Source organism: Sporosarcina sp. ACRSM, from assembly GCF_022346545.1.
In the GTDB taxonomy this organism is placed as follows: Bacteria; Bacillota; Bacilli; order Bacillales_A; family Planococcaceae; genus Sporosarcina.
In genome coordinates this window covers 141,841-163,222 of record NZ_JAKRNU010000004.1, presented here as the reverse complement: position 1 = coordinate 163,222, position 21,382 = coordinate 141,841, and the positions used below count along the sequence as shown (strand labels likewise).

Sequence of the window (21,382 nt, the reverse complement as noted above, 5' to 3'; positions counted from 1 at the left end):
TTACGCTTTTGAATGTATTCACCGAACGGGTCATCCGCATTATCCAAGGGATTCCTGCCGGTCATGTAATGACTTACGGACAAGTCGCAGCCGCGGCCGGCAATCCGCGGGGCGCAAGGCAGGTCGTACGCATCCTCCACTCGATGAGTGCAAAACATGGATTGCCTTGGCATCGTATCATCAATGCGAAAGGAGAAATTTCGTTTACCGCCGGCGAGCAGCGTGAATTGCTGGAAGCGGAAGGCATTCTTTTTAAAAATGAAAAAGTCGATTTGAAGATTTATCGCTGGTTTCCACCTGAAGAGGAAGAGTGGTGAATCTTTTATTCCTGCTTTATTGGCGCTGACAGTGGTATCAATGGCGTTTGGTGGGTATTTATTGGCGTTCAGGATGCAGTTATTGGCGCTCACTCACGGGTTATCGGCAAATAAGAACTTTCGGCCTAATCCATAACCGGCATCTAACTGTTTCCATTAACTAAAACTGGTTTTTCACCTCCTAAGTTTGGTAGACTGTTAGCAAAATGAGTGAGGGGGAACTTACATTGACACAATCATTGACATGTAAAGACGTCATTTACGCATTCAGCAAAGATCATGCACCCGTGAAACAGATAGAGCCAGGCACGACGATTGAAATTGAAACATACGACTGCTTTGAAAACCAAGTCCAATCTGCCGAAACAAAAATTGCAGGCATTGATTGGGATCGAATCAACCCGGCTACTGGTCCGATTTTTATCACTGGCGCGCAACCCGGTGATGTATTAAAAGTGACTATCGACAAGCTGGAAATCGGTTCACAAGGTGTAATGGCAACAGGACCGGATCTAGGTGTCATGGGACATCGACTCGATGAGCTCGTTTCAAAGATCATCCCGGTTGAAGACGGTTTTGCTGTATTCAACGACAAGGTGAAAGTACCGCTTAACCCGATGATTGGTGTCATCGGCGTGGCTCCTGCAGGAGAACCTGTGTCGTGCGGGACACCAGGTGCTCATGGCGGCAATATGGATACGAAGTTGATCGCCGAAGGGGCAACGCTCTATTTCCCGGTATTTGCCGAAGGGGCCTTGTTTGCACTTGGCGATTTCCATGCGGCGATGGGTGACGGTGAGATCGGTGTGTCCGGCATCGAAGTTCCCGGCAAAGCAACCGTGACGCTCGATGTTGTGAAAGGCACTTCACTCCGTCACCCCGTGCTTGTGAATGAAGAAGGGATTGCCTTCATCGTTTCCGCAGCTACTCTCGACGAAGCGGTGAAAACGGCTGTTGAAGAAGCAATTGATTTCCTCCTTCCGCATACCGATATGACGCTTGCGGAACTGACGATGCTTATGAGTGCGGCTGGCGACACACAAATTAGCCAAGTCGTCGATCCCCTCATGACAGCCCGTTTCTTTGTGCCGCAGTATATTTTGAACGCCTATGATGTGAAACCATTTGCATGAATCTACAAAAATAGGTTTATCGTTGACGGGAAGAGGGTAATAACAAACGGTGCCTTGCTGCCGCAATGAAATTTTGAATAGATAAGGAAGAAAAAATATGTGGAAAGAGTTTAAGAAATTTGCACTAAAAGGCAATGTAGTGGACCTTGCTGTTGCCGTCGTAATCGGAGCAGCATTCGGGAAAATTGTTTCATCCCTCGTCGATAACATTATTATGCCTCTTGTCGGTCTTCTTTTAGGAGGATATGATTTTTCCAAGCTGAGCATTAAAGTGATGGATGCAGAAATTATGTACGGCGTTTTCATTCAAAACGTTGTCGATTTTCTCATCATCGCCTTCACGATCTTCATGGCCATTCGTTTATTGACAAAGTTCAAAAAGAAAGAAGAAGCCGTCGAAGAAGCCGTACCCGAAGTCGATACGAAGGAAGAACTGCTCAAGGAAATCCGCGATCTGCTGAAAGAAGGAAAAAACTTGTAAGCCAAATATAAAAGGACAACCCCAAACAAATGGGCGTTGTCCTTTTTGAATTTATTCCAACCTTATCAATCAGCCCCTGCTCCGCCGCCGTCGAATCCGCCTCCACCTCCGCCATCATATCCGCCACCGCTATCTGAATAATAGGAGCCGCCTCCCGAGGATGCGTTGGCAATTTTGGTCGGTCCCCATGTCGATTGGACAAAATGGAGCGGGTCCGTTTCCAGCGCAAATAATGCGGCGATTGGCAGCATTGTCGGCAATGGACCTTGCAAGCGAGGAAGCTTCGACTTCGATCTGTTCAATAAATAGGCCCGCGTCAGCCAACGTTCCTGCTCTTCTTCCGTTAAATGTGGAGGGAATCCGCGTCTGATCTGCGCCCTGAATTTCGCAATGCTCATTTTCGTGTAAAGGGCATTCATGGAAGTAATCATGGATCGTGGCGTCACAAAGTAAAGCACTGCACTGGCGATGACGAACCAAAGAATTATATCTATCAACCCTTGGTCCACTGCTTGCGCCGCGACAAAGAACATGACGATAAAATAAACGATTGGCAACCACAATTTGTAAGGTCTCCGCCAATTCCAGTACAGCATGATCACCGTTACGATGAATGGCAAGGCAATTTCAAAGCCGCCACTCCCATCCGCATACAGCGCAAAGGCGATTGCCGAAGCGAGTACGAGACAGACGAGCCGCTTGAGGAATCCAGCTATTTTATCCGAAAGCGTTCCCGCTTCCGTCATCAGTTGCTTCACTTCTGTATACCATTCCTCATATTGTCGTTCAAATTCGCGTTGTTTTCTTACATAAGTCTTCTTTCCGCTTTTTTCATTTTTCGCCGAACCAGCGATATCGTGCAAATGGAATTTACGGGTCGTCAATTTGGGCTTAAAAAGCCATGTAATAAGTTCCTTTTCAAAAGGTAATAATGATGGCGGTGATTGATTCAAATGAAAAGCGAATGTCTTCTCGGGTGCTTGGGGTTGATTTTTAAATCGATCTGCACTTGGCTCCAACTGCAGATCGACATATCCTTTCTCTGCCAAGGAAAAAATGCCTGCCAAAAAGTTTTTCGGCTGCCGAGCCCCGTTACGATCCACGAATGTTAAATAAAGCGGATCTGTTTGCAGAACGTGATAAACGCTACCAAAAAACGGAATGGACCGTTGGCGCAACAGCCAGACCAACACCGCTAGTAAAAGGAAGACCGACGCAATCACCTTTATCGTGTCTTTTGCCGTTGGAAGAAGCGCCAACTTCGAAGCAAATGCTTCCAAGCGCTTCTCTTCCTGCTCAATCGCCTCGCCAAGCGGAATCGGGGCCGCCCCTTTTTGCTGCTCCGTCATAATAGTAGACGGAAAAAAGACCCGGGTTGCAGTCAATCCGAACGCTTCAGATGTCGGCGTCTTGAAAACAATGCCGTTCGCATAGACTTTTTCAATGCCGCCCATTCTGTCATACATGAACCCATGAATATTGCGGTCTCCAGCATCTCCAGGGAGTAGGTAAGTAATGCTAACATTATTTAAATCAGTATCGTGGTTGCCATATTTCTCAAAAAATGTCACGTCTAGATCGCTATATGTATCGTATGATTTCACTGCACCACGCATGTAATATAGGTAAAAAATGGTCATCGTTTTATTCTCGGCACTGATTGCCGCCTTCTGTGTCTCACCACTCGTCGTCACATCCAACCGCGTCAACATCGAATCCGCAATTTCCCCAACAACCGGATTTTCCGCATTGAGGAGATGGGCCTCAAAACCGTCGATCTGCCCCAAATGCCTTTCCGGGAATGAACGCGTCACTTGTGTAAAGGCGCCATCGAACGTATACGTGAAAATTTCATTTACCAACATATCGCCGTTCGGCTGAACCCACCCTTTGATCTGCACCTCATCGATCGTATATGACTTTGCATGTGCAATCGTGTTCGGCAGCATCGCAAACAAGATGATTGTCAGGATTGCAATGATTTTTTTCATCAAAAACACCCCCATTTCTATTCGTATGTATACGTAGTTCGCTCACTCGCGGTTTCATTTCCATTGGAAAAAGGGAGGAAAGGCTTATCACTAAGAATTGATTGCATTCGTCGGGCTTTTGGTTGCACTCACCACTCGCTTGATTGCACTAAATGATGTTTTGATTGCACTCATCGCTTGTTTGATTGCAACTCAGGACCTTCCTCCTACTCCAGAATCATTTTCTCTAAAGGAAAACGATAGTACCTGCCCCTTTTTACGCCATTTGGTTCAAGCGGCAGCTCCCCTAATAGTCGCGTCGCTGTATAATTATTCGGGAGATGTAAAAACTCCCTGCAATCACGGTTGGTCATCGTTTCACTTATCAGCATGAACCAGTCAGTTATCGCTTGGCGATGCGCTGTTTTACTAACATTTCGACATGCATTGCAGCCCCATCCGCGATAGATTCTTGTCATCCCGAGTGTCCCACACTTTTCACAGAAGACACCACTTTTTATTTCCGTAGGATGAATACGAAGCGCTTCGCACATTGGATAAGGATTATAATCGACATGGCCTTTCATTAATTGGTCTACGATATAAGAGAGGGTCTTCGTGTCAAGCATTTGGGGGGTTAACTCCCTTTTTCTAAGAAAAATTGGAATTTCATTAGGAAATAGGATTTTTAAATGGGGACGGGTATTTTCAATCCGCTGTCTGGATGTAGTAAAAACAACGGCACCACTCACTGGAATGGATAAATCTCTAGCTTGCAACCAATCTTCTAGCAAATAGCAATTACGCTCAAGCTGGATAGAAGGACACTCAAAAGCATCGGTCTGGCCATTATCAAGGACACGGATCATCTGATTCCATTGATCAGGGAAACTGATGCGTCCCGCTATATTCTTCATCTCAAGAATGAATGCCCCGCGACTTGATAGAAACAATGTATCGATTTGAAATTTCCCCGTTGAAGTTAGGTTCAAATCGTGGAAAATAAAATGATCAAATTTGAATTGGTATTTGGTAAAAACATCATCCAACACTTTTTCGCCATTCACTCCAGCTGCGGTCGTCCGGACGCGCTCCTTGATATTGTCGAATTGCGGATGATTTTTGGGGATGCGACGTTGTAACGCTTGTAAACCTAGCAAACTATACGGAAACGACCTTGCCTTGACAATCATCTGTTTTCCACCTCCAAACCAAGCGTATCACAGGCTTGAACACGTTGCTATACGTTGGGCGAAAGTCGTAATTTGCCCTTCTTTCAGGCCTCAAAATTGAAATTTAACGATCAATCTTTCGCGATAAATTTGATTGCATTCGCCGAGGTTTTGATTGCACGCATTACCCGTTTGGTTGCACTCAATAGGTGTTTGATTGCACTCTTCCCCGGTTTGATTGCAACTCGGGACTTTCGCCCCCGCCGATCCAACTCCGTCACAATTGCACGGCCAGCCGCCATTGCTTGGCCTACACCGAGATGGTACAATATTAGATAGGATATTGTATAAAAGGAGTGATTGGCTCATGTGGTTCCTATACATTATGTTCACTTTGTTCGCATTCGTTATCGTTGGTACAGTTGCAGGACTTGCAATGACTTTCAGCAATCATAAATAAGTACAAAAAAGCCCTCCGCCAATGGAGGGCTTTTTATCTTCATTCAGCAAATGGTTTTGTACTGAAAGCGAAGCGTCAGCTATAGTAGACTCCCCTATAAAATGGCAAGCCGAATGAAGATAAAGCCTCCGGCGGATGTCACAGATTTTTAAAGGAGCTTTTCGAGCTAGCTCGAAAAAAATCTGGACGCAATTACGCCGAGGCGTAATTGATTACGCAGTCACATCCCGTTTCACAAACGTCGTATAACTGATCACCAAAAATACGACGAGGTAAACCGCTAACACCGCAAGTGAAAATGGCATGGTCATGCCTTCAACGATTCTGAAATCTGATTCATAGATCGTCAAATCCATATGAGTGAAAACAATATATTTCACAATTTCATACTGCGATAGAATCATAACGACCGTATTGCCCATGAAGTAAATGAACAATGACAGACCGATTGCCAGTGAGCTTGAACGGAAGACGCTGCCGATCATAAACGCGAATGTCGCGGTCATGAAGACATTCCCAAAGGACAACAGCAACATGTAAAGCCCTTTCCCCCAAATCGACGCTGCAACGACTTCCTTGCCATTCCAAACAAGTTCCTGCCCGGTGCCCGCTTGGAAGAACAGATAGGCGCATACAACGGAGACCACAAATCCCACAAGCATGAGCAAAGCACCAAACAGCATGACCGTTACATACTTGGACGTCAAGATTTTCCATCGTTTCACCGGTCGGGACAATAGCATCTTAATCGTCCCTTGTGAAAACTCGGCAGCCACAATACCTGCTGCGACAATGACGGTCAACAATACGACAATGGATCCGATTCCTGAGGAGTCCATGATCATTTTTTCCCGGCTATTCGCGTCCAACGGTTCTACGGAATTCGCAAGACGATATTCCAGAATCTTTTCCTTACCTTCCAGCCGTTCCTTTTTGCTATCCGACAACATCGGATTCCCGAGTTGTTCTTGAACGTTCGTCAGTTCGCCTTGCACGACCGATTTCCAATCTGGCTCGTCGTAATCATTCATCGTCTGAATCCATTTCGTCAACCCGAACATCCCGGCAATCATGGCGACAAGCAGGACCATCATCACCCATGTCCCTTTTTTACTCCATAACTTCATCCATTCATTTTGTATGAGCTTCGGCAATTTGGCCACCTCCTGTCATTTCCAAAAATTGATCTTCGAGTGTTTTCCGATGCGGCTGGACTGCAAACAATTGCAGTTTTTGTGCGGTCATCTCCTGGATGAGTCCAGGGATGCGGGCCCTTTCCGCATTGATAATAAACCCTCCATTATACGCTTCCACTGCGAACCCTTCCGCCTTCAGCATCTCCTCCGCCGCTTCCGTCGGCAATGCCTCAATATAATAATGGGACTCCCGAGCCTCCGCCATATCGCGGATATCAATCAATTGCCCATTCTGGATAACCGCAATCCGATCACACATCAATTCGATTTCGGACAACATATGACTGGAAACAAAAATTGACACGCCTTCTTTCTCTGCAATGCTCCGCAAATATGTCCGAAACTCGCGGATGCCTGCGGGATCCAGCCCATTCGTCGGCTCATCGAGGATCAAAAACTTCGGGCGATGCAATAACGCTTGCGCAAGCCCAAGCCGTTGCCGCATCCCCAGTGAATACGTCGACACTTTCTCATGAATCCGATTTTGCATGCCGACTTGCTGAACCACTTCATCGATGCGTGCTTTTGACACATTTTCATGCATGCGCGCAAAATGAACCAAGTTTTTATAGCCCGACATATATTTATACATTTCCGGATTTTCAACAATGACCCCGACTTTCGACAGACCTCCTTCGAAATCGTCTGCCAACGAAATTCCGTCAATGATCACCTCTCCACCCGATGGTTCCATCAGCCCGACCATCATCCGGATTGTTGTCGTTTTCCCCGCCCCGTTCGGACCGAGAAATCCTGTAATTTGCCCCGGATATAACGCCAAATTTAAATTGTCGACAATCTTTTTTTTACCGATTGTTTTCGTTAAGCCCTTCAGTTCCACGACTGGTTTCATTTCCATATCAACTTCCCTTCCTAAATAAGGACACCATCCAAGACGTTGCGTCTTGCCCATACGTATCCCGGATTTCGTCCACCGCCTCATGCGCGATCAAGCGATTCCCTTTGAGCACAATAATTTCATCAAGCAACGGCTCCACTTCTTTTAATTCATGCGTCGATAAGATGACGGTCTGCCGCTCCGGGTTCGTGAAACGGATCAATCCTTTCGCAATATCATCACGCACCATCGGATCCAAGCCCGAGAACGGTTCATCCAACAAATAATAATCCGCTTCCCGTCCAAGCGTCGCCGCAATCTTAGCCCGCCCCCGATTCCCTTTCGACAAATTCTTCAGTTTCGAATTAAGATCCAAGTTCAAAAACTGTGCAATCTCCTTTGCCTTTATCGGATTAAAATCGGTAAACTGTGACTCATAAAATGCAAATAACTGACCAACTGTAAAATACGGGTAAAACATATCCGCATCAGGCATATACGCAATATTTGTCGCTACCTTACGCTTGATCGGCTTCCCATCCAACACCGCGCTCCCCGCATTCGGCGTCAACAATCCCGACATCAGCTTCAGCAACGTCGTTTTCCCACTGCCGTTCTCCCCGACGAGACCGATGATTTTCCCATGCGGCAACGTCAATGTAATGTCTTCCAACGCCTTGCGAGTGCCATACTTCTTTGTAATATTTCTCAATTCAATCATCGTTTGTCACCCCGTTTCTGTAGATGTTCCACGATTTCCGCTGTTGTAAAACCAAATGCTTCGACACTTTGGAGGAATGACGTCACCAATTGCTCTTTCATTTCATCCCGAAGCATCGCAATTTTCGCTTCATCCGCCGTCACAAAAGATCCTTGCCCCCGTCTCGTTTCCGTGATTTCCATCTGCTCCAGCTCCTTATAGACACGCTGCATCGTATTCGCGTTAACCCCGGCTTCCACCGCATATTCACGAACCGACGGCAATTTCTCCCCTGGCTGCAAAGTCCCCCGAATAATAGCTCCCGTAATCCGGTCGATGAGCTGCTGGTAAATTGGTTTATCTGGAAGAAAATCAATGCCCATCGTTTACAACCTCACTTTCTTTTCAAACAACATGGATCCCATAACGAAATAAAATAGGGTCAACAATCCATAGAGAATAAGGCTACCCACCGTTAAAATCGTTCCTCCGGGAATAATGTAGTTGTTGAACATTAATAGATCTACCGTCTGAATCGGGCCATACATCGGTCCCATGTTCATGAACGTTTGGAACACTTCGGTGAACCAGACAAGCGCCCATCCATAGAGCCAGACGCCTACTAAAACAATAATGATGGGAATCGAAACCCAGCCGATCCGGGAACGGAATACTTGATAAATGGACCAAAAGAAAAACACAAGCGCCATGACATAGACCACGTTCAATAAAATAACAACGCCGACGGTCAACATCAGATCGACATCACCCCATACGGAGACAACTCCCCCGATAACATAAAGAATGCCTGCAATTAATTCCCATAACACGAGTGAACAGACGACCGTCAAGCCTATCAAGACAAACTTCGCACCGACCAGCTGCCGTACCGATGCAGGCGTATGAAACCAAATATCCGGTCGATTTACGTCTTTTCCTAAACTTTCAAAAAGCATGGTAATCGCCATGATTAAGTGAAGGGTAAAACAAACCCCAATATTCGGTTGGACGGAAGTGAAAAACCCTTCAGATACACCAAGAACGAAGTGAGTCACCCCCCAGAACAGTAGCAGATTATTGAGGAATACAAAGAAGATCAGTTTCGATTTCATCTGCGCCCACTCTTTTAGCACTAAACCTATCCATCTTTTCATAAGCTTTACAGCCTCACTTTCTTCTCAAAAAGGAAAGCTGCAACGATGAATAATGTAACTGTAGCGATTGTCTCGAATAGAATCTCACCCGTGTAAAATACTGTTTTTGTATGCTGGAAATAAATAAAATCCATTGTGATCATCGGATTTTTGATAGCCATTAAATCGATGGGGCCAATCCGCACAAACTGCTTGTAGAAATCCGAGACAATAAATTCCCCATAGCCCCGGGACAACAGGACAAACAAAACGAAAGTCACAACCGTTGAAAATCCCTTTATATACGGCTTCAACAAGCGATCGATCACCCAGAAGAAAAAACCGAGACCCATGAGAACGAGCGAAATTGCAAAAAGCATGACGATGAAAATAGTTCCAAAGAAAAATAGTTCATTGAACGAAAAAATGACTGATTTTGAAAATGTATAGTGAATCGCCAACGCCAAGGTCGGAATGAGCAATCCGACAGCACCAATCATCGCTGCCAAAAAGACTTTCGTGCCAACCAGCTTAAAAATGGACGCATTTGAATGTAGCCACACATCAGGTTGCCTCATCTCCCTGCCCAACATTGTAAGCAAAGCAACAATCGGTGCAAGTACACTTGCCCCCGCCCATAGAAAACAAATGACAAGGGCAACATCAAACACATGCATGTCGGCATCGATCAGTCGAGTAATCAAAAGTGGAAAGAATAGCATGACAACAGTCGCCAATAGCGCACTCACCAGAAGCGGCCACTTCATCATCACCCACTCTTTCCGCACCAATCCATTCCATTGTTTCATCAACGTACCTCCTCCTGTAACGGTGTATTAGTTAAATAGTACACTATGGAGAAGAAGGTTGTAAAGTGATTTGTTGGAGAGAACTTTTGGTGTATTGGCGTACGATGGTTGGTTAATGGCGCAAAGCCCGGGTATATTAGCGTTCGTTGGCCACTTATTGGCATTCCCCTCTTTATATTGGCGATTTGCAATTACTTATTGGCGAATAATGGTCTATACCTGACAGAAACGCGCAAAAAAACACCAAGAAAAATCCGTCTTGGTGTTCACGCTTCTATGATCTCTTTCTCTCTTACATCAAGCTGTTCCAGTTCATGCTCCATCTCATCACGCTTTCTCGTCAGCTGATCTTGCACCCGCCGTACATCCTGAAGCACAACGTTCAGTTTACTCTGGGCATCCGTGATCCGCGAATGCACCATCCAATCCGAAAAGATATTATCGAAAAACACATCCGTAAAAGTGAAAATATCATTATTGTTCACCTTGAACGATTCCGTCGCCGCATTCTGAACATCCATCAGCTCCGTTTCAAAATGACGAAGCGCGCGCTGTGCACGATGGACGAGGTCATCCGAGCTATTCATTTCAGAGTATTTCAATGCCGATACAATCAGCCCGCCACCTAAAAATGTGTCCCATATCGACATTCCTTCCGCCGATCCAAGCTTATCGAGCGCCGCATTCAGCGCACGAATCGCTTTGCTCCCGGCATCCCGAGCTTCCTCGATTTCACGCAAAATCGACCGGACACGCACCCGATCATCCGCAATCTTTTGCAACGTCGCATGGGCAACAGAATCATTCTGCCGGATCCACGTCTCTTTCTCCTTCAGAAAATCCGCCCATTCCTCATCAATATAAGCGAATTCCGGATTTTTCATCGCTTCGCGCAGACGTCCGACTTCCGCCTCCAAATCCGTCACCGTTTTTTCCGCTTCATTATATTGCAGTTCCACTTCCGCCACTTCGGCCATTTCCCTCTCCATTTGCTCATCCCATTTACCCGTCCACTCTTTTATTTTATTCATAAAAGAAAATTTCCCGAGCTGTACGACGTCCTGTTGCTCCTTTGTCAATTGCTTCTGCAACCGATCGCGCAAAGCACGCGCATCCTGTAATTGCACCTCCGTTCCATCAAGCCTACGCTTCACTCGGTTGCGCTCCGTCCGCAACATCATCAATTCCATCTGCCGTTTGTGTATATCCTGTCTCATCGCTTGCACCCCTTTTTACTATATACGGAAATGCACTGATGAAGTTTCAATTGTGCGTCTTAAACATTTGAGGGGTTTAAACGACAAGCTTCGATATAGTTAATGAAAAGACCTTTTCGAATGAATAAAGGAGACGAAATCATACGCTGTCATTTTATAAACTTTGTTGCACGTTTGCAAAAACCATTATTTGTCGTTACACTTCAATTTCCCCCATTATAGTTAGAGCCTGTAACGTTAAGAGGTATTGGTAAGCAATAACCGGGTTACGAAAATCTTTTTCTAACAGCATTTCTATTTTTTCAATCCGATAGCGTAGACCATTCAAAGATAAGGATAGATCATGTGCGGTATTTTCAATTTTTCCTCCGTGCACCAAATAAACAAAGAGCGTTTTAATAAGTTCCTTATTTTTTGACTCGTCTATGTTTAGTAAAGGCCCCAACAGTTGCTTTGCATATCTCTTTATAGCGAGTTCATTTTTAGAGCTAATTAAAATTCCGATGATCCCGAGAGATTCAAATGTAGTAACTGCCTTCTTGGATGGTATTTGCGACGCAATGATTGCCTCATCATATTGTTCAAACACCTGGTCAATTTGATCGCTCTCCGAACTAATTCCTACATGGAAGGTTAACTGTGGAAAAGTAATAATTAAATAGTTGATCATTTCTTTAAAACAATCAATTATATCTTTAAAGGATTTTGAATTGGGTTGTATAAGAAACGCCAAATGATTGAGCTTCTGGCAAAATAAAAAATTCCATTTATTTTGCCGTAAATACTCTTCTGAGTGTTGGGAAATTTTGTTGTAGTCAATCATACCTCTATCAATGTTTCCTTCATATTTTAATAAAACGATATGAAAAGGCTGATCTAGATTTAAATGGTAATCAATGTAACTACTGCGTTTTAAAATTTCATCTTTGGATAAATCTCCATCTAACATTTGTTTGAAAAAATAGCTCTTTGTTTGACTAATGACTTCATAGCTCGTTTTTATTTTTATTAATGATAATGCACAAACTGAAGCAATCTTTTCTAGAATCTCAGGATTTACCCTATGTTGATTAACATGTTCTGAAAAAAAGACAAAGGAACAATATCCATAAATCTTTTCCTCGATTAAGATAGGTGCTATTAATCGATAATGAAGGTCGGCATTTATTTCTGTAACAGAAGAAAAGGGTTGAGTCTTGCTCGGAAACTTCATTTCTCTTTGCAGATACCTATTAAAGTCCGAATCGATTTCATTAAAGAAACCTTCCGTTATTCCTGAAAAGGCTAGAACATGAAAGTTTCGATCTTCTATAATGAAAGGTAAGTTGGTTTGCTTGTAAATGATATTGGAAAGTGACTGAAGGTCATTGCCTTTACTAATGTCATTGATTAATTCATTTTGAAGGGAATGGATCTCTTCAATATTCCAATAGCCTTCATTAGAAGGCTGCTCTTCCATTCCTGGTATATCACTATTTGTTAAATTGGCATACAATTGATAATCATACGTTTTTTGGTTAACCAAGTAACACACCCCTTTTATAAAAGTAGGTTGTTGTGCTATATAAAATGATCCGTGATTATCAAGCAATTCAGCGGATCTGGTTCCTAAAAGGTAAACAACGAATCACCTCAACATCCGACCAATACAAAGGTGTTAAGCTAAATGGAACATTGGATTATAAAACGGGATCCTTTAATTCAACATAGATAGCTCCTTAATAACCATTAGTGCAGCCCCGCTAACAAACCCTTCTTCACCAAGATTCTCCTTGCTAAACACAACATTATAAGTAGGATAAAAATAGGTTTTTTCAATAGCTACCTTAGTTGCTACATCAAAAAATAATGGGTGACAATAAATTAAAGGTCCTCCTAAAATGACCTTCTCTGGATGAAGGAGATTTATTAAATTAGCTAATCCAATGCCAAAATAAGTTGCTGATTGGGTAAAGACCTCTAAAACCAATGGATCATTTTCATGTAGAGCTTGGACAAGGTGAAAGAATTTTACTTTCTCGGGATCATTCTCTATATTTTGTATTGCACTTATTCTTCCTTGTTTTAATCTGGTTTGAACTTTTTTTTCTATTGCAGGGATCGTTGCATAAGATTCCAATGAACCATAGTTCCCAAAGCCCTCATGTTGCGGTCCGTCTGTTTGAATGATCATTTGGCCAATTGCTTCATCTAAATCAAATGCTCCTTTCAGGAGTTTCCCGTCGGACATCATTGCTGTTGCAATAGATACGCCTGCGAGAACGTAACAAAGATGTTCAACTTTTTTGTCTTTATGTAACCAATATTCAGCCTGAACCCCAACACTTGGTCCATTATCAAGAAGAACTTGGAAATTGAGCTTATCCTGGAGGACTTTGCAAATTTCAATATTCTCCCATTGAGGTGCAGAGAAATAGCTAGGATTTAATATTTTCCCTTCTTTCTTATCAAGAGGACCTACAGCACATATTCCCATTCCAATTACAGAAATTCGGGGTATGCTATGTTTGATCAGCATTTCATGAACAGCTTCAATAACTTTTGGTAAAAGATTCTGTGGTGTCATCATTTTCGTCATGAGCCATTGTTGTGACGAAATTGCCCTTAAATGCAAATCATAAAGGTATAGTCTGCAGTTGATCCTAGATATTTCTAAACCAAAAACATATCCATAGCTAGGGTTCGTTTCATACAGAATGGGTTTTCTACCTCGGGCAGAATCTCCAAAGCCGACATTGATAATAACTTGTTGTTCGACTAATTCCTCTAAATGACGGGTAATCACCCCAGTATTCATGTTACATAGTTCAAGTAATTCGATCTTAGTAATTGGTCCTTTATTTCGGATAAGTTCGTAAATCTCTTTTTTTTCTTCATTGGAAATCCAATCACTTATTTTTCTCATGGATTCTATTCCCTCACTAATCTATCATTTATTCTCATTATACCATTTGTCGAGAAATTCAGAATAGATCAGAAAGAGCGACATCTAAAAGGAAGTCAAAGACAAGAGGGAACCACGATCTTTTTTAACCCGGTTATTCCTTTATCTTACTTTCTAATCGATGTCGCCTAAATCCATTTAAACCAAATTCTATTTAATAGATTGCTTCTCTTTCTTTTCAACTGAAATAGCTTGTAAATCATCAGGGACAATTACAGTTCCAGTGAAAGTTTCTTCAGCTTCTTTTTGTACGGCATTGACATCGATTTTCGGGAAAAGATGTGTTAATACCAACGTCTTGACTCCTGCGAGTCTGGCGGTATCACCTGCTTGGGAAGGTGTGCAATGTGTTTGGCTGATTCTGTTCCATAAATCTCTTTTTTCTGGATCCTGATGGTTCGGATAATAAGTACTATTTGCCACAAGGCAGCAATCATGTACTAGAATATCTGCTCCTTGAGCCAATTTCACTAAAGAATCAGTTGGTGCCGTATCTCCTGAAATGACGATTGCTTTTGAATCTACTTCAAAACGGAAGGCGTAAGTTAAGATACTATGGACCATTTCTTCGGCAGTGACTCTAACAGGAAGAGAAGATTCAACCAATCCAGGCTTTTCAATTTCAATAATTTTAACATTTAGAAGTCCTTCTTGTGGTCTTCCGGCTGATAATCGGTAAGAAATATCTTCATCATACATGGCAAGCAGATTATCATGGAATTTTTTTGTCCCTTTTGGTCCAACAACGGTAAGTTCCCGTCTTCCCAATTCCCACCCGCCTAATAAAAATTGTGCATATCCGAAAGTATGATCAGAATGCAAATGGGTAAACCATAGATGATTGACCTCTTCAGGTGCAATTCCTGCTTTCATTAACTGATCGGTTGTTCCTTCACCGCAGTCTACTAAAATAGGCAGTTCATCGACAAATACAACTTGTGCTGGACCAGATCTAGAGATTTCCGGACGAGGACAACCTGTCCCCAGCATCACAATTTTCAGTTCTTTATTTTCGGTCATTCTACATACTCCCCTTTATTGTTAATGATGTATAAACACAGGATTATCTTCTGTTAATGAAGTATCTGCCGTTTGTTGTTTTGGAGGCTTTATAAATAAGATTGAAACGATCGCCCCAGTAACTAATAAAATGGCATTAATATAAAAAGCGTTTGAAAAGCTGCCTGTAGCATCAACGATTACACCCGTCAGAATCGGTGCGATGATACCAGGTATTGTATAGGATAATTGAAGAATACCAGCCATTGAACCCGCTTGTTTAGGTGCTAAGCTCGGAATAATCATATTAATACAGGTTTCTGAAAATACAGCAGCTGATAAACCAACAACAAATAATAGGATGATTAAGATTAAACTTGTAGAAGAAGTTGCCTTTCCAATGAAGAAAAGAGAAACAGCGATTATACTAAAGCAAGCAGTTTGCCAATATGCCCAAAACCGGCGATTACCTGTTTTGTTTGTAAAATGATCCAAGACTTTCCCGGAAATAATAGCACAAATCCCGGCTGCTAGATAAATAAACATCATCGTATACCCCATTGATTTCAAATCAAGATTTAGCTGCATAGAGAAATACCCGGGCAACCAAGTCATTAAGAAATAATAAGTATAGCCGAAACAAGCGCCAGTCCAAAAGTTAGCTAAAATGCTTCCTCTAACTTCCTTAGGTAGTTTAAATAAATTTTTAATAGATGGCTTTTCTTCAGACTTATTATGAATATCTCCCTGTTCTACAGACAACATGTCTTTTTCTTCCTTAGACATATATTTGCTATCTGCCGGGTTATCTGTAAACCACTTTCTCCATCCAATTAACCAAATTAATCCAGCGAATCCCATTACATAAAACGCAACGCGCCATCCATAAGATACGATGAGCCAGGCAACAATTGGTGCTCCTAAAGCAGGACCTAGCTTTACTCCTAGAAATACTGTGCTAACTGCTGTGGAATATTCTTTCGGCCTTGCCCAGTTAGAAACTATTCGGATCCCATTAGATAATGTTGGACCTTCACCTACCCCAAATAAGAAACGAGCAATGATAAAAGTAACGTAGTTAAAGGCTAATGGGGTTGCCATCGTAAAGATAGACCACCAAGCTGCACCTACCCCTAAAACCTTTTTGGGACCCCATTTATCTGCTGCAATTCCCGAAAGAAAGCCAAATGGCACAAGTCCCCAGAAGAATGCACTTAAAATAATTCCCCACTGGGTGGCACTGAAACCGAATTCCTTCATAATAGATTCTGTTGAAAATGAAATAATGATCCGATCCACAAAGTTAATAAAAAATACAAGGGAAACAAAAATTAGTATAAACCATCTAAAAGACCCTATTTTCATAATTAACCTCCAATTATTTCTGGAATAAGGTCACTCTCAAATCTTTAATTCAATTCCAGGTCGTGCCCCCGTATATGCATTCTCTAATAGGATGCGAATCGATTTTTGATCAACAGGTCGAGGATTATAATAAGGGTTTCTTATAACAAATTCTGCAGCCTCATCCAAGTCGTTCTCTCTCATACCGATTTCAGCTAACGAAGTTTTGACCCCAAATGATTTTATAAGATCAAAAAGTGTACCAGCTACATCATCACGATCAATTCCAATACTTTTTGAAATTGCTTGAACTGCTGATGGTGCATATTTAGCGTTATAGGCGATTACATATGGAAGAATCACAGTATGTGTTTCAGCATGAGGAAGTTTATATGATCCTCCTAAAACATGGCATAGCTTATGATGTAAAGCCATTTCTACTGATCCAAGAACGGTTCCAGAAAGCCAGGCTCCGTATAAAACTTCAGAACGAGAACTTATCTCACGAGGATTCGCTACTACCTTTGGCAGTCCATTGTATAAAGACTGAATCCCTTCCTGAGCCATAATAGAAGTAATAGGATTAGAGTTTTTAGCATAAAGAGCCTCTACACAATGGGCAAGTGCGTTTACACCACTGACAATCGTTAGATAAGTAGGCAATGATGTTGTTAATAAAGGGTCGTAAATGACTGTTTGTGGTTTCACATTGGGATTTTTTCCAGTTGTTTTGTATCCATTCTCAGTTATTCCCCAAACAGAGGTCATTTCTGAACCAGAGTAGGTAGTTGGGATGGCTATGATTGGAATTGGCTTTTGGAGCGCTATAGCTTTTGCTAGTCCGACAGTCGATCCGCCCCCAACAGCAACAAGGCTATCAATCTCCAATTCATTTACTGTTTCCATGGCCTTTTCTACTGTTTCAATTGGTACATGTTGGATGACATCTGTATAAATGCCGGCACATCGTTTTCCAAGTAAGTCCGAAATTCTTTCGTTCAACTCTTTTTGTCTTGGGGTTGAAATAATGAGTGTCCTACTGCCATTAAGTTTTTCAGTTTCTTTACCTATTTCCTCCAGTGACCCTTCACCGAATAGCGTCCTACCCGATAGGATTTCAAATAGAAATGGTTTCATTTTTATCATTCCTCCCAACCAAAAGAAGTTAACCCGAAGACGATAGAGAGATTGCCTTGATTAGATTTAAAGCAATCTCTCATTGAAGAATGTTTATCCTATGATTCTTTTAGATACAAACCACTTGTTTTGTATGATATGGAATCTATTAAATTTAAAACTACATAATATTCTGAATAATTTTTCTTGCAAAGGAAATTTCATCATCATTCACGACATGATCCCTTCCCTTGTAAATACGCTTGATGACGTTTCCACCCATTTCGAGAAAGATGTCAGCACTTTCATGAACTCTCTTTTCCGGAACCCATTCGTCGACATCACTTGATCCAAGAAATACTGGGGTGCCATCAAAAGAGCCGTTCTTTTCCCAACTAGTACCTTCGGGTCCAATAACTCCACCTGTTAACAGAATAATTCCCCCATAACGTTGCGGATTTCTGACTGCGTATTCCGCTGTTAAACATGCCCCCTGCGAAAATCCTAACAAAACAATCATTTTCGGAGAAATATTCTGTTCGAATAATTCATTAAGCCAATTTTGATAACATTCTAGGGAGTAGCTTAAATAAGGTTCATTTTCTGAAAGCGTCTTCATAAATCCATATGGATACCAACTATTGTCAGCTGCTTGTGGCAAAATATAATGCGTATCCGTTAGATTCATGCGTTCAATTAACTCGAACATTGTTTCAGCTGTTTGTCCCCGACCGTGGACCAAGATCACAATGGCTTTACTATCTTTTAAGGGGGTTCCGCGTCTAATAACTTTCTCTTTTAAGTGAGGATTCATTGAACGCTCTACCATAATTTAAGAATTCTTTACCGTAATTTGTGGATTCACGATTGGCTCAAGTGTAGCTAAGATTTGTTCACGATCTGCTTCCTTCCAGGGCGGAAGTAGTTTGTTGCTTCCTAACTCCTCCATAGGTTCATCAATTGCAAACCCAATATCACTTGTAGCAATTTCACATAAAATACCGCCAGGAGAGCGAACATATACAGAGTGGAAGTAGTTCCGGTCTTTAATTTCCGATGCATCTGTATAACCTAGGCCTTCCAAATGAAGTTTTACTTTTTGAGCAGCTTCATCATTTTGTACAGCAAAAGCTACGTGGTGGACAGTTCCTTCTCCCAAAATCCAGCTTCCTTGAGGAACATCTGGTTCATGAACTAGGTAAACTGTTTTTTGAGCTCCTCCTTTTCCAGTTTCAAACTGATAATAATTTCCGTCCTGCCCTGTCATTTTAAAACCTAGAGCTTCCTGAAGAAAGCGTGATTGCTCTCCGATTTCCCTGACTGACATTGTCACGCTATGAAAGCCGCGTACAGCATCATTTTCAGAGATTTCATCTGTTGTCCATCCGTTTCTTTCATCACTGTCGTCGCCAACGATTTCAAATTCTAAACCAGTTGGATGATAAAAGTGTACCCTTTTTTGACCAAATCTTGTCTCGATTTTGCCATGCTCTATGCCGTGTTTATCAAAATGTTTCAACCAAAATTCTAATGATGATTCCGGGGCTGTGTATGAAGTGATTTTCACTTGCCCTGAACCTTTTCTTGCACGGATTCCAGCTTGTTTGTATGGAAACGTTGTCATAATTGTTCCCACTTGGGCATCACGGTTTCCATAGTATAAATGGTAAATTGGTAGTTCTCCATCAAATAATACTGTTTGCTTTACCATTCTTTGTCCAACGATCTCAGCAAAGAAGTTTATATCTTCTTGTGCAGCTCCTACCCCCGATGTAACATGATGAATTCCTCTAATTAAATGGTCCATTTTAATCCCTCTCATCTTTTCTGAAATTTCAACATTATCTAATAACTGTTGATGCTTTTTATTATATCTACCATAAAAATAGAATTAAACGGCAAAATAACACCAATTAATTTTGTTCTTCTGGACTTTTTTGCTAGAAATGATTGTATTTGAAGTTTAAATTAATTTAAAAGACTAATTTCCCTTAGATTAAGAAAGAAAATTAGCTATAAAACCTTATTTTTATTATTGAACAAATCTGTTCATCTTCTTATACACTTGAGAAATCAGTGGAAATATTAATGAAATTTCAATTGTGCGTCTTAAAACATTTGAGAGGTTTAAACGACAAGCTTCGATATAGTTAATGAAAAGGTCTTTTAAAGGTGTAGAAACAGAGGATATGGAGCCGATTATTATTGATTTACACTAACAAAGAGAAAGGTCCTTGTCTGTATCTCTGTGCAAGGACCTTTTCTTTATGTACATAAGTTTTTCGAGCGACAGATTAATCTAGATTAGGAAATCAACTTATCCACATGTGGGTAATTGAAAATGTAAAATAACAATCCACCATCTTATCCACAACGATGCGTGGAAATAAAAAAAGCAAAGCCTACACACGTAAGCTTTGCCCATCTTATCATTTATCCCCAAACTTCTTTTGCTACATCTACGATGAATTTCAATTTCTCCCATTGTTGTTCTTCCGTCAGTTTATTACCGTGGTGTGTAGAAGCGAATCCGCATTGCGGGCTCAGGCATAGTTGCTCAAGCGGTACGTATTGCGTCGCTTCTTGAATGCGCGCTTTGATCGCTTCTTTACCTTCCACTTCACCGTTTTTCGATGTCACAACGCCAAGCACGACTTTTGCGCCGCCGTTCGGAATATGTTCCAACGGTTTGAAATCTCCTGAACGGTCGTCATCGTACTCCAAGAAGAAACCGTCCACTTTTTCTTTTGCCAATAAAGTTGGTGCAATGAGTGCATAACTTCCTTCGAACGCCCATGTCGATTGGTAGTTGCCGCGGCATAGATGCGTTGTGACCACTAAATCTTCCGGCTTGCCTTCCAATACGCCATTGATGACGCGGAGCGCCAGGTCAATCAGTTGTTCTCTTGAATATGCCTCGTCCTGTCGCCAAGGAATGGACGTAGAAGAAAGTCCCGCAATGTACACATCATCCAATTGCAAGTAGCGCACGCCTGCTTCGTAAAATGCATGCAGCGCATCGCGATACGCCTGAATAACATCTTTTGCGTACTCTTCGAGATCCGGGTAAATATTCACATCACGGATTCCTGCATTGAAAAATTGGTTTGGACTTGGAATCGTTTGTTTCGCTACGGCACGACCGCCGACGATTTCATTGAACTCAACGAAGTCTTTAATGAATGGATGATCCGGATTAAAGGAAATCTTGCCTGTGTTTCGGACATTGTATCTTTCCGTTTCAACCCCATCAAATTTGTAACCTGTCTCCGGTACATAGCCTTCAAATCCATTCAAATGCTCCATGAAATCCAAGTGCCACCAAGTGCGTCTGAATTCGCCGTCTGTAACAACTTCCAATCCGACTTCAATTTGTTTGTCGACAATGCGTTTGATTTCCTGTGTTTCCACTTCACGCAATTGTTCAGCCGTGATTTTGCCTTCTTTGAATTCTTTCCGCGCTTCGTGTAAGTTTTCTGGACGAAGGAGGCTTCCTACATGATCTGCTCTGAAAGGTGCTTGTATGGCTGTAGTCGTTTTGTTTGTCATCGTA

General features: G+C 42.2%; 21 protein-coding genes and 1 pseudogene. 4 read left to right on the top strand and 18 right to left on the bottom strand.

Annotation, left to right across the window (positions count from 1 at the left end; genetic code table 11):
* The first annotated feature begins 8 nt into the window (after positions 1 to 8).
* The 3 genes from MHZ95_RS08115 (at position 9) to mscL (ending at position 1,931) form a co-directional block, all read left to right on the top strand.
* Positions 9 to 317 carry an MGMT family protein gene (locus tag MHZ95_RS08115; protein ID WP_239390119.1) on the top strand — a complete coding sequence of 103 codons (309 nt, stop codon included), beginning with the start codon at positions 9 to 11 and terminating at the stop codon, positions 315 to 317.
* 227 nt (positions 318 to 544) lie between these two features.
* Complete coding sequence (locus MHZ95_RS08110; RefSeq protein WP_370642953.1) at positions 545 to 1,450, top strand: acetamidase/formamidase family protein; 906 nt, start codon at positions 545 to 547, stop codon at positions 1,448 to 1,450.
* A 97-nt stretch (positions 1,451 to 1,547) separates the two neighbouring features.
* On the top strand, positions 1,548 to 1,931 hold the full coding sequence (gene mscL / locus MHZ95_RS08105) for a large conductance mechanosensitive channel protein MscL (protein ID WP_239390117.1): 384 nt from the start codon (positions 1,548 to 1,550) through the stop codon (positions 1,929 to 1,931).
* 65 nt (positions 1,932 to 1,996) lie between these two features.
* Here mscL and MHZ95_RS08100 read toward each other — a convergent pair whose 3' ends face one another.
* From MHZ95_RS08100 to MHZ95_RS08050, 11 genes are all read right to left on the bottom strand, one after another.
* On the bottom strand, positions 1,997 to 3,922 hold the full coding sequence (locus MHZ95_RS08100) for a DUF2207 domain-containing protein (protein ID WP_239390116.1): 1,926 nt from the start codon (positions 3,920 to 3,922) through the stop codon (positions 1,997 to 1,999).
* Positions 3,923 to 4,128: 206 nt separating this feature from the next.
* Positions 4,129 to 5,094 (bottom strand): nuclease-related domain-containing protein, encoded by a 966-nt coding sequence (locus tag MHZ95_RS08095; protein ID WP_239390115.1) that lies wholly within the window; start codon positions 5,092 to 5,094, stop codon positions 4,129 to 4,131.
* 110 nt (positions 5,095 to 5,204) lie between these two features.
* Positions 5,205 to 5,375: a hypothetical protein gene (locus MHZ95_RS08090; protein ID WP_239390114.1), complete on the bottom strand. Its 171-nt coding sequence runs from the start codon at positions 5,373 to 5,375 to the stop codon at positions 5,205 to 5,207.
* A 370-nt stretch (positions 5,376 to 5,745) separates the two neighbouring features.
* Positions 5,746 to 6,696 carry an ABC transporter permease gene (locus MHZ95_RS08085; RefSeq protein WP_239390113.1) on the bottom strand — a complete coding sequence of 317 codons (951 nt, stop codon included), beginning with the start codon at positions 6,694 to 6,696 and terminating at the stop codon, positions 5,746 to 5,748.
* Positions 6,665 to 7,588 (bottom strand): ABC transporter ATP-binding protein, encoded by a 924-nt coding sequence (locus MHZ95_RS08080; protein WP_239390112.1) that lies wholly within the window; start codon positions 7,586 to 7,588, stop codon positions 6,665 to 6,667. The genes MHZ95_RS08085 and MHZ95_RS08080 overlap by 32 nt, the downstream gene beginning before the upstream one ends.
* A gap of 1 nt (position 7,589) precedes the next feature.
* Positions 7,590 to 8,288 carry an ABC transporter ATP-binding protein gene (locus MHZ95_RS08075; RefSeq protein WP_239390111.1) on the bottom strand — a complete coding sequence of 233 codons (699 nt, stop codon included), beginning with the start codon at positions 8,286 to 8,288 and terminating at the stop codon, positions 7,590 to 7,592.
* Positions 8,285 to 8,650: a GntR family transcriptional regulator gene (locus MHZ95_RS08070; protein ID WP_239390110.1), complete on the bottom strand. Its 366-nt coding sequence runs from the start codon at positions 8,648 to 8,650 to the stop codon at positions 8,285 to 8,287. Before MHZ95_RS08070 ends, MHZ95_RS08075 begins: the two co-directional genes overlap by 4 nt.
* A gap of 3 nt (positions 8,651 to 8,653) precedes the next feature.
* Positions 8,654 to 9,421 carry a hypothetical protein gene (locus MHZ95_RS08065; protein ID WP_239390109.1) on the bottom strand — a complete coding sequence of 256 codons (768 nt, stop codon included), beginning with the start codon at positions 9,419 to 9,421 and terminating at the stop codon, positions 8,654 to 8,656.
* A gap of 5 nt (positions 9,422 to 9,426) precedes the next feature.
* Positions 9,427 to 10,209, bottom strand: coding sequence for a hypothetical protein (locus tag MHZ95_RS08060; RefSeq protein ID WP_239390108.1), 783 nt, complete (start codon positions 10,207 to 10,209; stop codon positions 9,427 to 9,429).
* Positions 10,210 to 10,475: 266 nt separating this feature from the next.
* A complete protein-coding gene (locus tag MHZ95_RS08055; RefSeq protein WP_239390107.1) occupies positions 10,476 to 11,426 on the bottom strand; it encodes a hypothetical protein in 951 nt (316 codons plus the stop codon).
* A 196-nt stretch (positions 11,427 to 11,622) separates the two neighbouring features.
* Positions 11,623 to 12,951, bottom strand: a complete 1,329-nt coding sequence (locus MHZ95_RS08050) for a PucR family transcriptional regulator (RefSeq protein ID WP_239390106.1) — start codon at positions 12,949 to 12,951, stop codon at positions 11,623 to 11,625.
* Between the two features lie 44 nt (positions 12,952 to 12,995).
* Here MHZ95_RS08050 and MHZ95_RS08045 point away from each other — a divergent pair.
* Positions 12,996 to 13,118 (top strand): annotated as a pseudogene (locus MHZ95_RS08045) (IS630 family transposase); the annotation flags it as partial.
* 4 nt (positions 13,119 to 13,122) lie between these two features.
* Here MHZ95_RS08045 and MHZ95_RS08040 read toward each other — a convergent pair.
* The 7 genes from MHZ95_RS08040 to MHZ95_RS08010 all read right to left on the bottom strand — a co-directional run bounded on the left by MHZ95_RS08040 (position 13,123) and on the right by MHZ95_RS08010 (position 21,378).
* Positions 13,123 to 14,331, bottom strand: a complete 1,209-nt coding sequence (locus tag MHZ95_RS08040) for an ROK family transcriptional regulator (RefSeq protein ID WP_239390105.1) — start codon at positions 14,329 to 14,331, stop codon at positions 13,123 to 13,125.
* A 189-nt stretch (positions 14,332 to 14,520) separates the two neighbouring features.
* Positions 14,521 to 15,390 carry an MBL fold metallo-hydrolase gene (locus MHZ95_RS08035; protein WP_239390104.1) on the bottom strand — a complete coding sequence of 290 codons (870 nt, stop codon included), beginning with the start codon at positions 15,388 to 15,390 and terminating at the stop codon, positions 14,521 to 14,523.
* 21 nt (positions 15,391 to 15,411) lie between these two features.
* Positions 15,412 to 16,734, bottom strand: coding sequence for an MFS transporter (locus tag MHZ95_RS08030; protein WP_239390103.1), 1,323 nt, complete (start codon positions 16,732 to 16,734; stop codon positions 15,412 to 15,414).
* 36 nt (positions 16,735 to 16,770) lie between these two features.
* A complete protein-coding gene (locus MHZ95_RS08025) occupies positions 16,771 to 17,850 on the bottom strand; it encodes a maleylacetate reductase (protein ID WP_239390102.1) in 1,080 nt (359 codons plus the stop codon).
* A 160-nt stretch (positions 17,851 to 18,010) separates the two neighbouring features.
* The gene (locus MHZ95_RS08020) at positions 18,011 to 18,658 is read right to left on the bottom strand and encodes an alpha/beta hydrolase (protein WP_239390101.1); all 648 of its coding nucleotides are present in this window, start codon (positions 18,656 to 18,658) and stop codon (positions 18,011 to 18,013) included.
* A 3-nt stretch (positions 18,659 to 18,661) separates the two neighbouring features.
* Positions 18,662 to 19,636, bottom strand: coding sequence for a ring-cleaving dioxygenase (locus MHZ95_RS08015; RefSeq protein WP_239390100.1), 975 nt, complete (start codon positions 19,634 to 19,636; stop codon positions 18,662 to 18,664).
* Between the two features lie 626 nt (positions 19,637 to 20,262).
* A complete protein-coding gene (locus MHZ95_RS08010; RefSeq protein ID WP_239390099.1) occupies positions 20,263 to 21,378 on the bottom strand; it encodes a 5-methyltetrahydropteroyltriglutamate--homocysteine S-methyltransferase in 1,116 nt (371 codons plus the stop codon).
* Between the last annotated feature and the right edge of the window lie 4 nt (positions 21,379 to 21,382).

Coding starts and splice junctions, on each gene's coding strand:
- mscL (WP_239390117.1), top strand. CDS start 1,548: ATGTGGAAAGAGTTTAAGAAATTTGCACTAAAAGGCAATGTAGTGGAC.
- MHZ95_RS08100 (WP_239390116.1), bottom strand. CDS start 3,922: ATGAAAAAAATCATTGCAATCCTGACAATCATCTTGTTTGCGATGCTG.
- MHZ95_RS08095 (WP_239390115.1), bottom strand. CDS start 5,094: ATGATTGTCAAGGCAAGGTCGTTTCCGTATAGTTTGCTAGGTTTACAA.
- MHZ95_RS08090 (WP_239390114.1), bottom strand. CDS start 5,375: ATGGCGGCTGGCCGTGCAATTGTGACGGAGTTGGATCGGCGGGGGCGA.
- MHZ95_RS08080 (WP_239390112.1), bottom strand. CDS start 7,588: ATGGAAATGAAACCAGTCGTGGAACTGAAGGGCTTAACGAAAACAATC.
- MHZ95_RS08075 (WP_239390111.1), bottom strand. CDS start 8,288: ATGATTGAATTGAGAAATATTACAAAGAAGTATGGCACTCGCAAGGCG.
- MHZ95_RS08070 (WP_239390110.1), bottom strand. CDS start 8,650: ATGGGCATTGATTTTCTTCCAGATAAACCAATTTACCAGCAGCTCATC.
- MHZ95_RS08065 (WP_239390109.1), bottom strand. CDS start 9,421: ATGAAAAGATGGATAGGTTTAGTGCTAAAAGAGTGGGCGCAGATGAAA.
- MHZ95_RS08060 (WP_239390108.1), bottom strand. CDS start 10,209: ATGAAACAATGGAATGGATTGGTGCGGAAAGAGTGGGTGATGATGAAG.
- MHZ95_RS08055 (WP_239390107.1), bottom strand. CDS start 11,426: ATGAGACAGGATATACACAAACGGCAGATGGAATTGATGATGTTGCGG.
- MHZ95_RS08040 (WP_239390105.1), bottom strand. CDS start 14,331: ATGAGAAAAATAAGTGATTGGATTTCCAATGAAGAAAAAAAAGAGATT.
- MHZ95_RS08035 (WP_239390104.1), bottom strand. CDS start 15,390: ATGACCGAAAATAAAGAACTGAAAATTGTGATGCTGGGGACAGGTTGT.
- MHZ95_RS08030 (WP_239390103.1), bottom strand. CDS start 16,734: ATGAAAATAGGGTCTTTTAGATGGTTTATACTAATTTTTGTTTCCCTT.
- MHZ95_RS08025 (WP_239390102.1), bottom strand. CDS start 17,850: ATGAAACCATTTCTATTTGAAATCCTATCGGGTAGGACGCTATTCGGT.
- MHZ95_RS08020 (WP_239390101.1), bottom strand. CDS start 18,658: ATGGTAGAGCGTTCAATGAATCCTCACTTAAAAGAGAAAGTTATTAGA.
- MHZ95_RS08015 (WP_239390100.1), bottom strand. CDS start 19,636: ATGGACCATTTAATTAGAGGAATTCATCATGTTACATCGGGGGTAGGA.
- MHZ95_RS08010 (WP_239390099.1), bottom strand. CDS start 21,378: ATGACAAACAAAACGACTACAGCCATACAAGCACCTTTCAGAGCAGAT.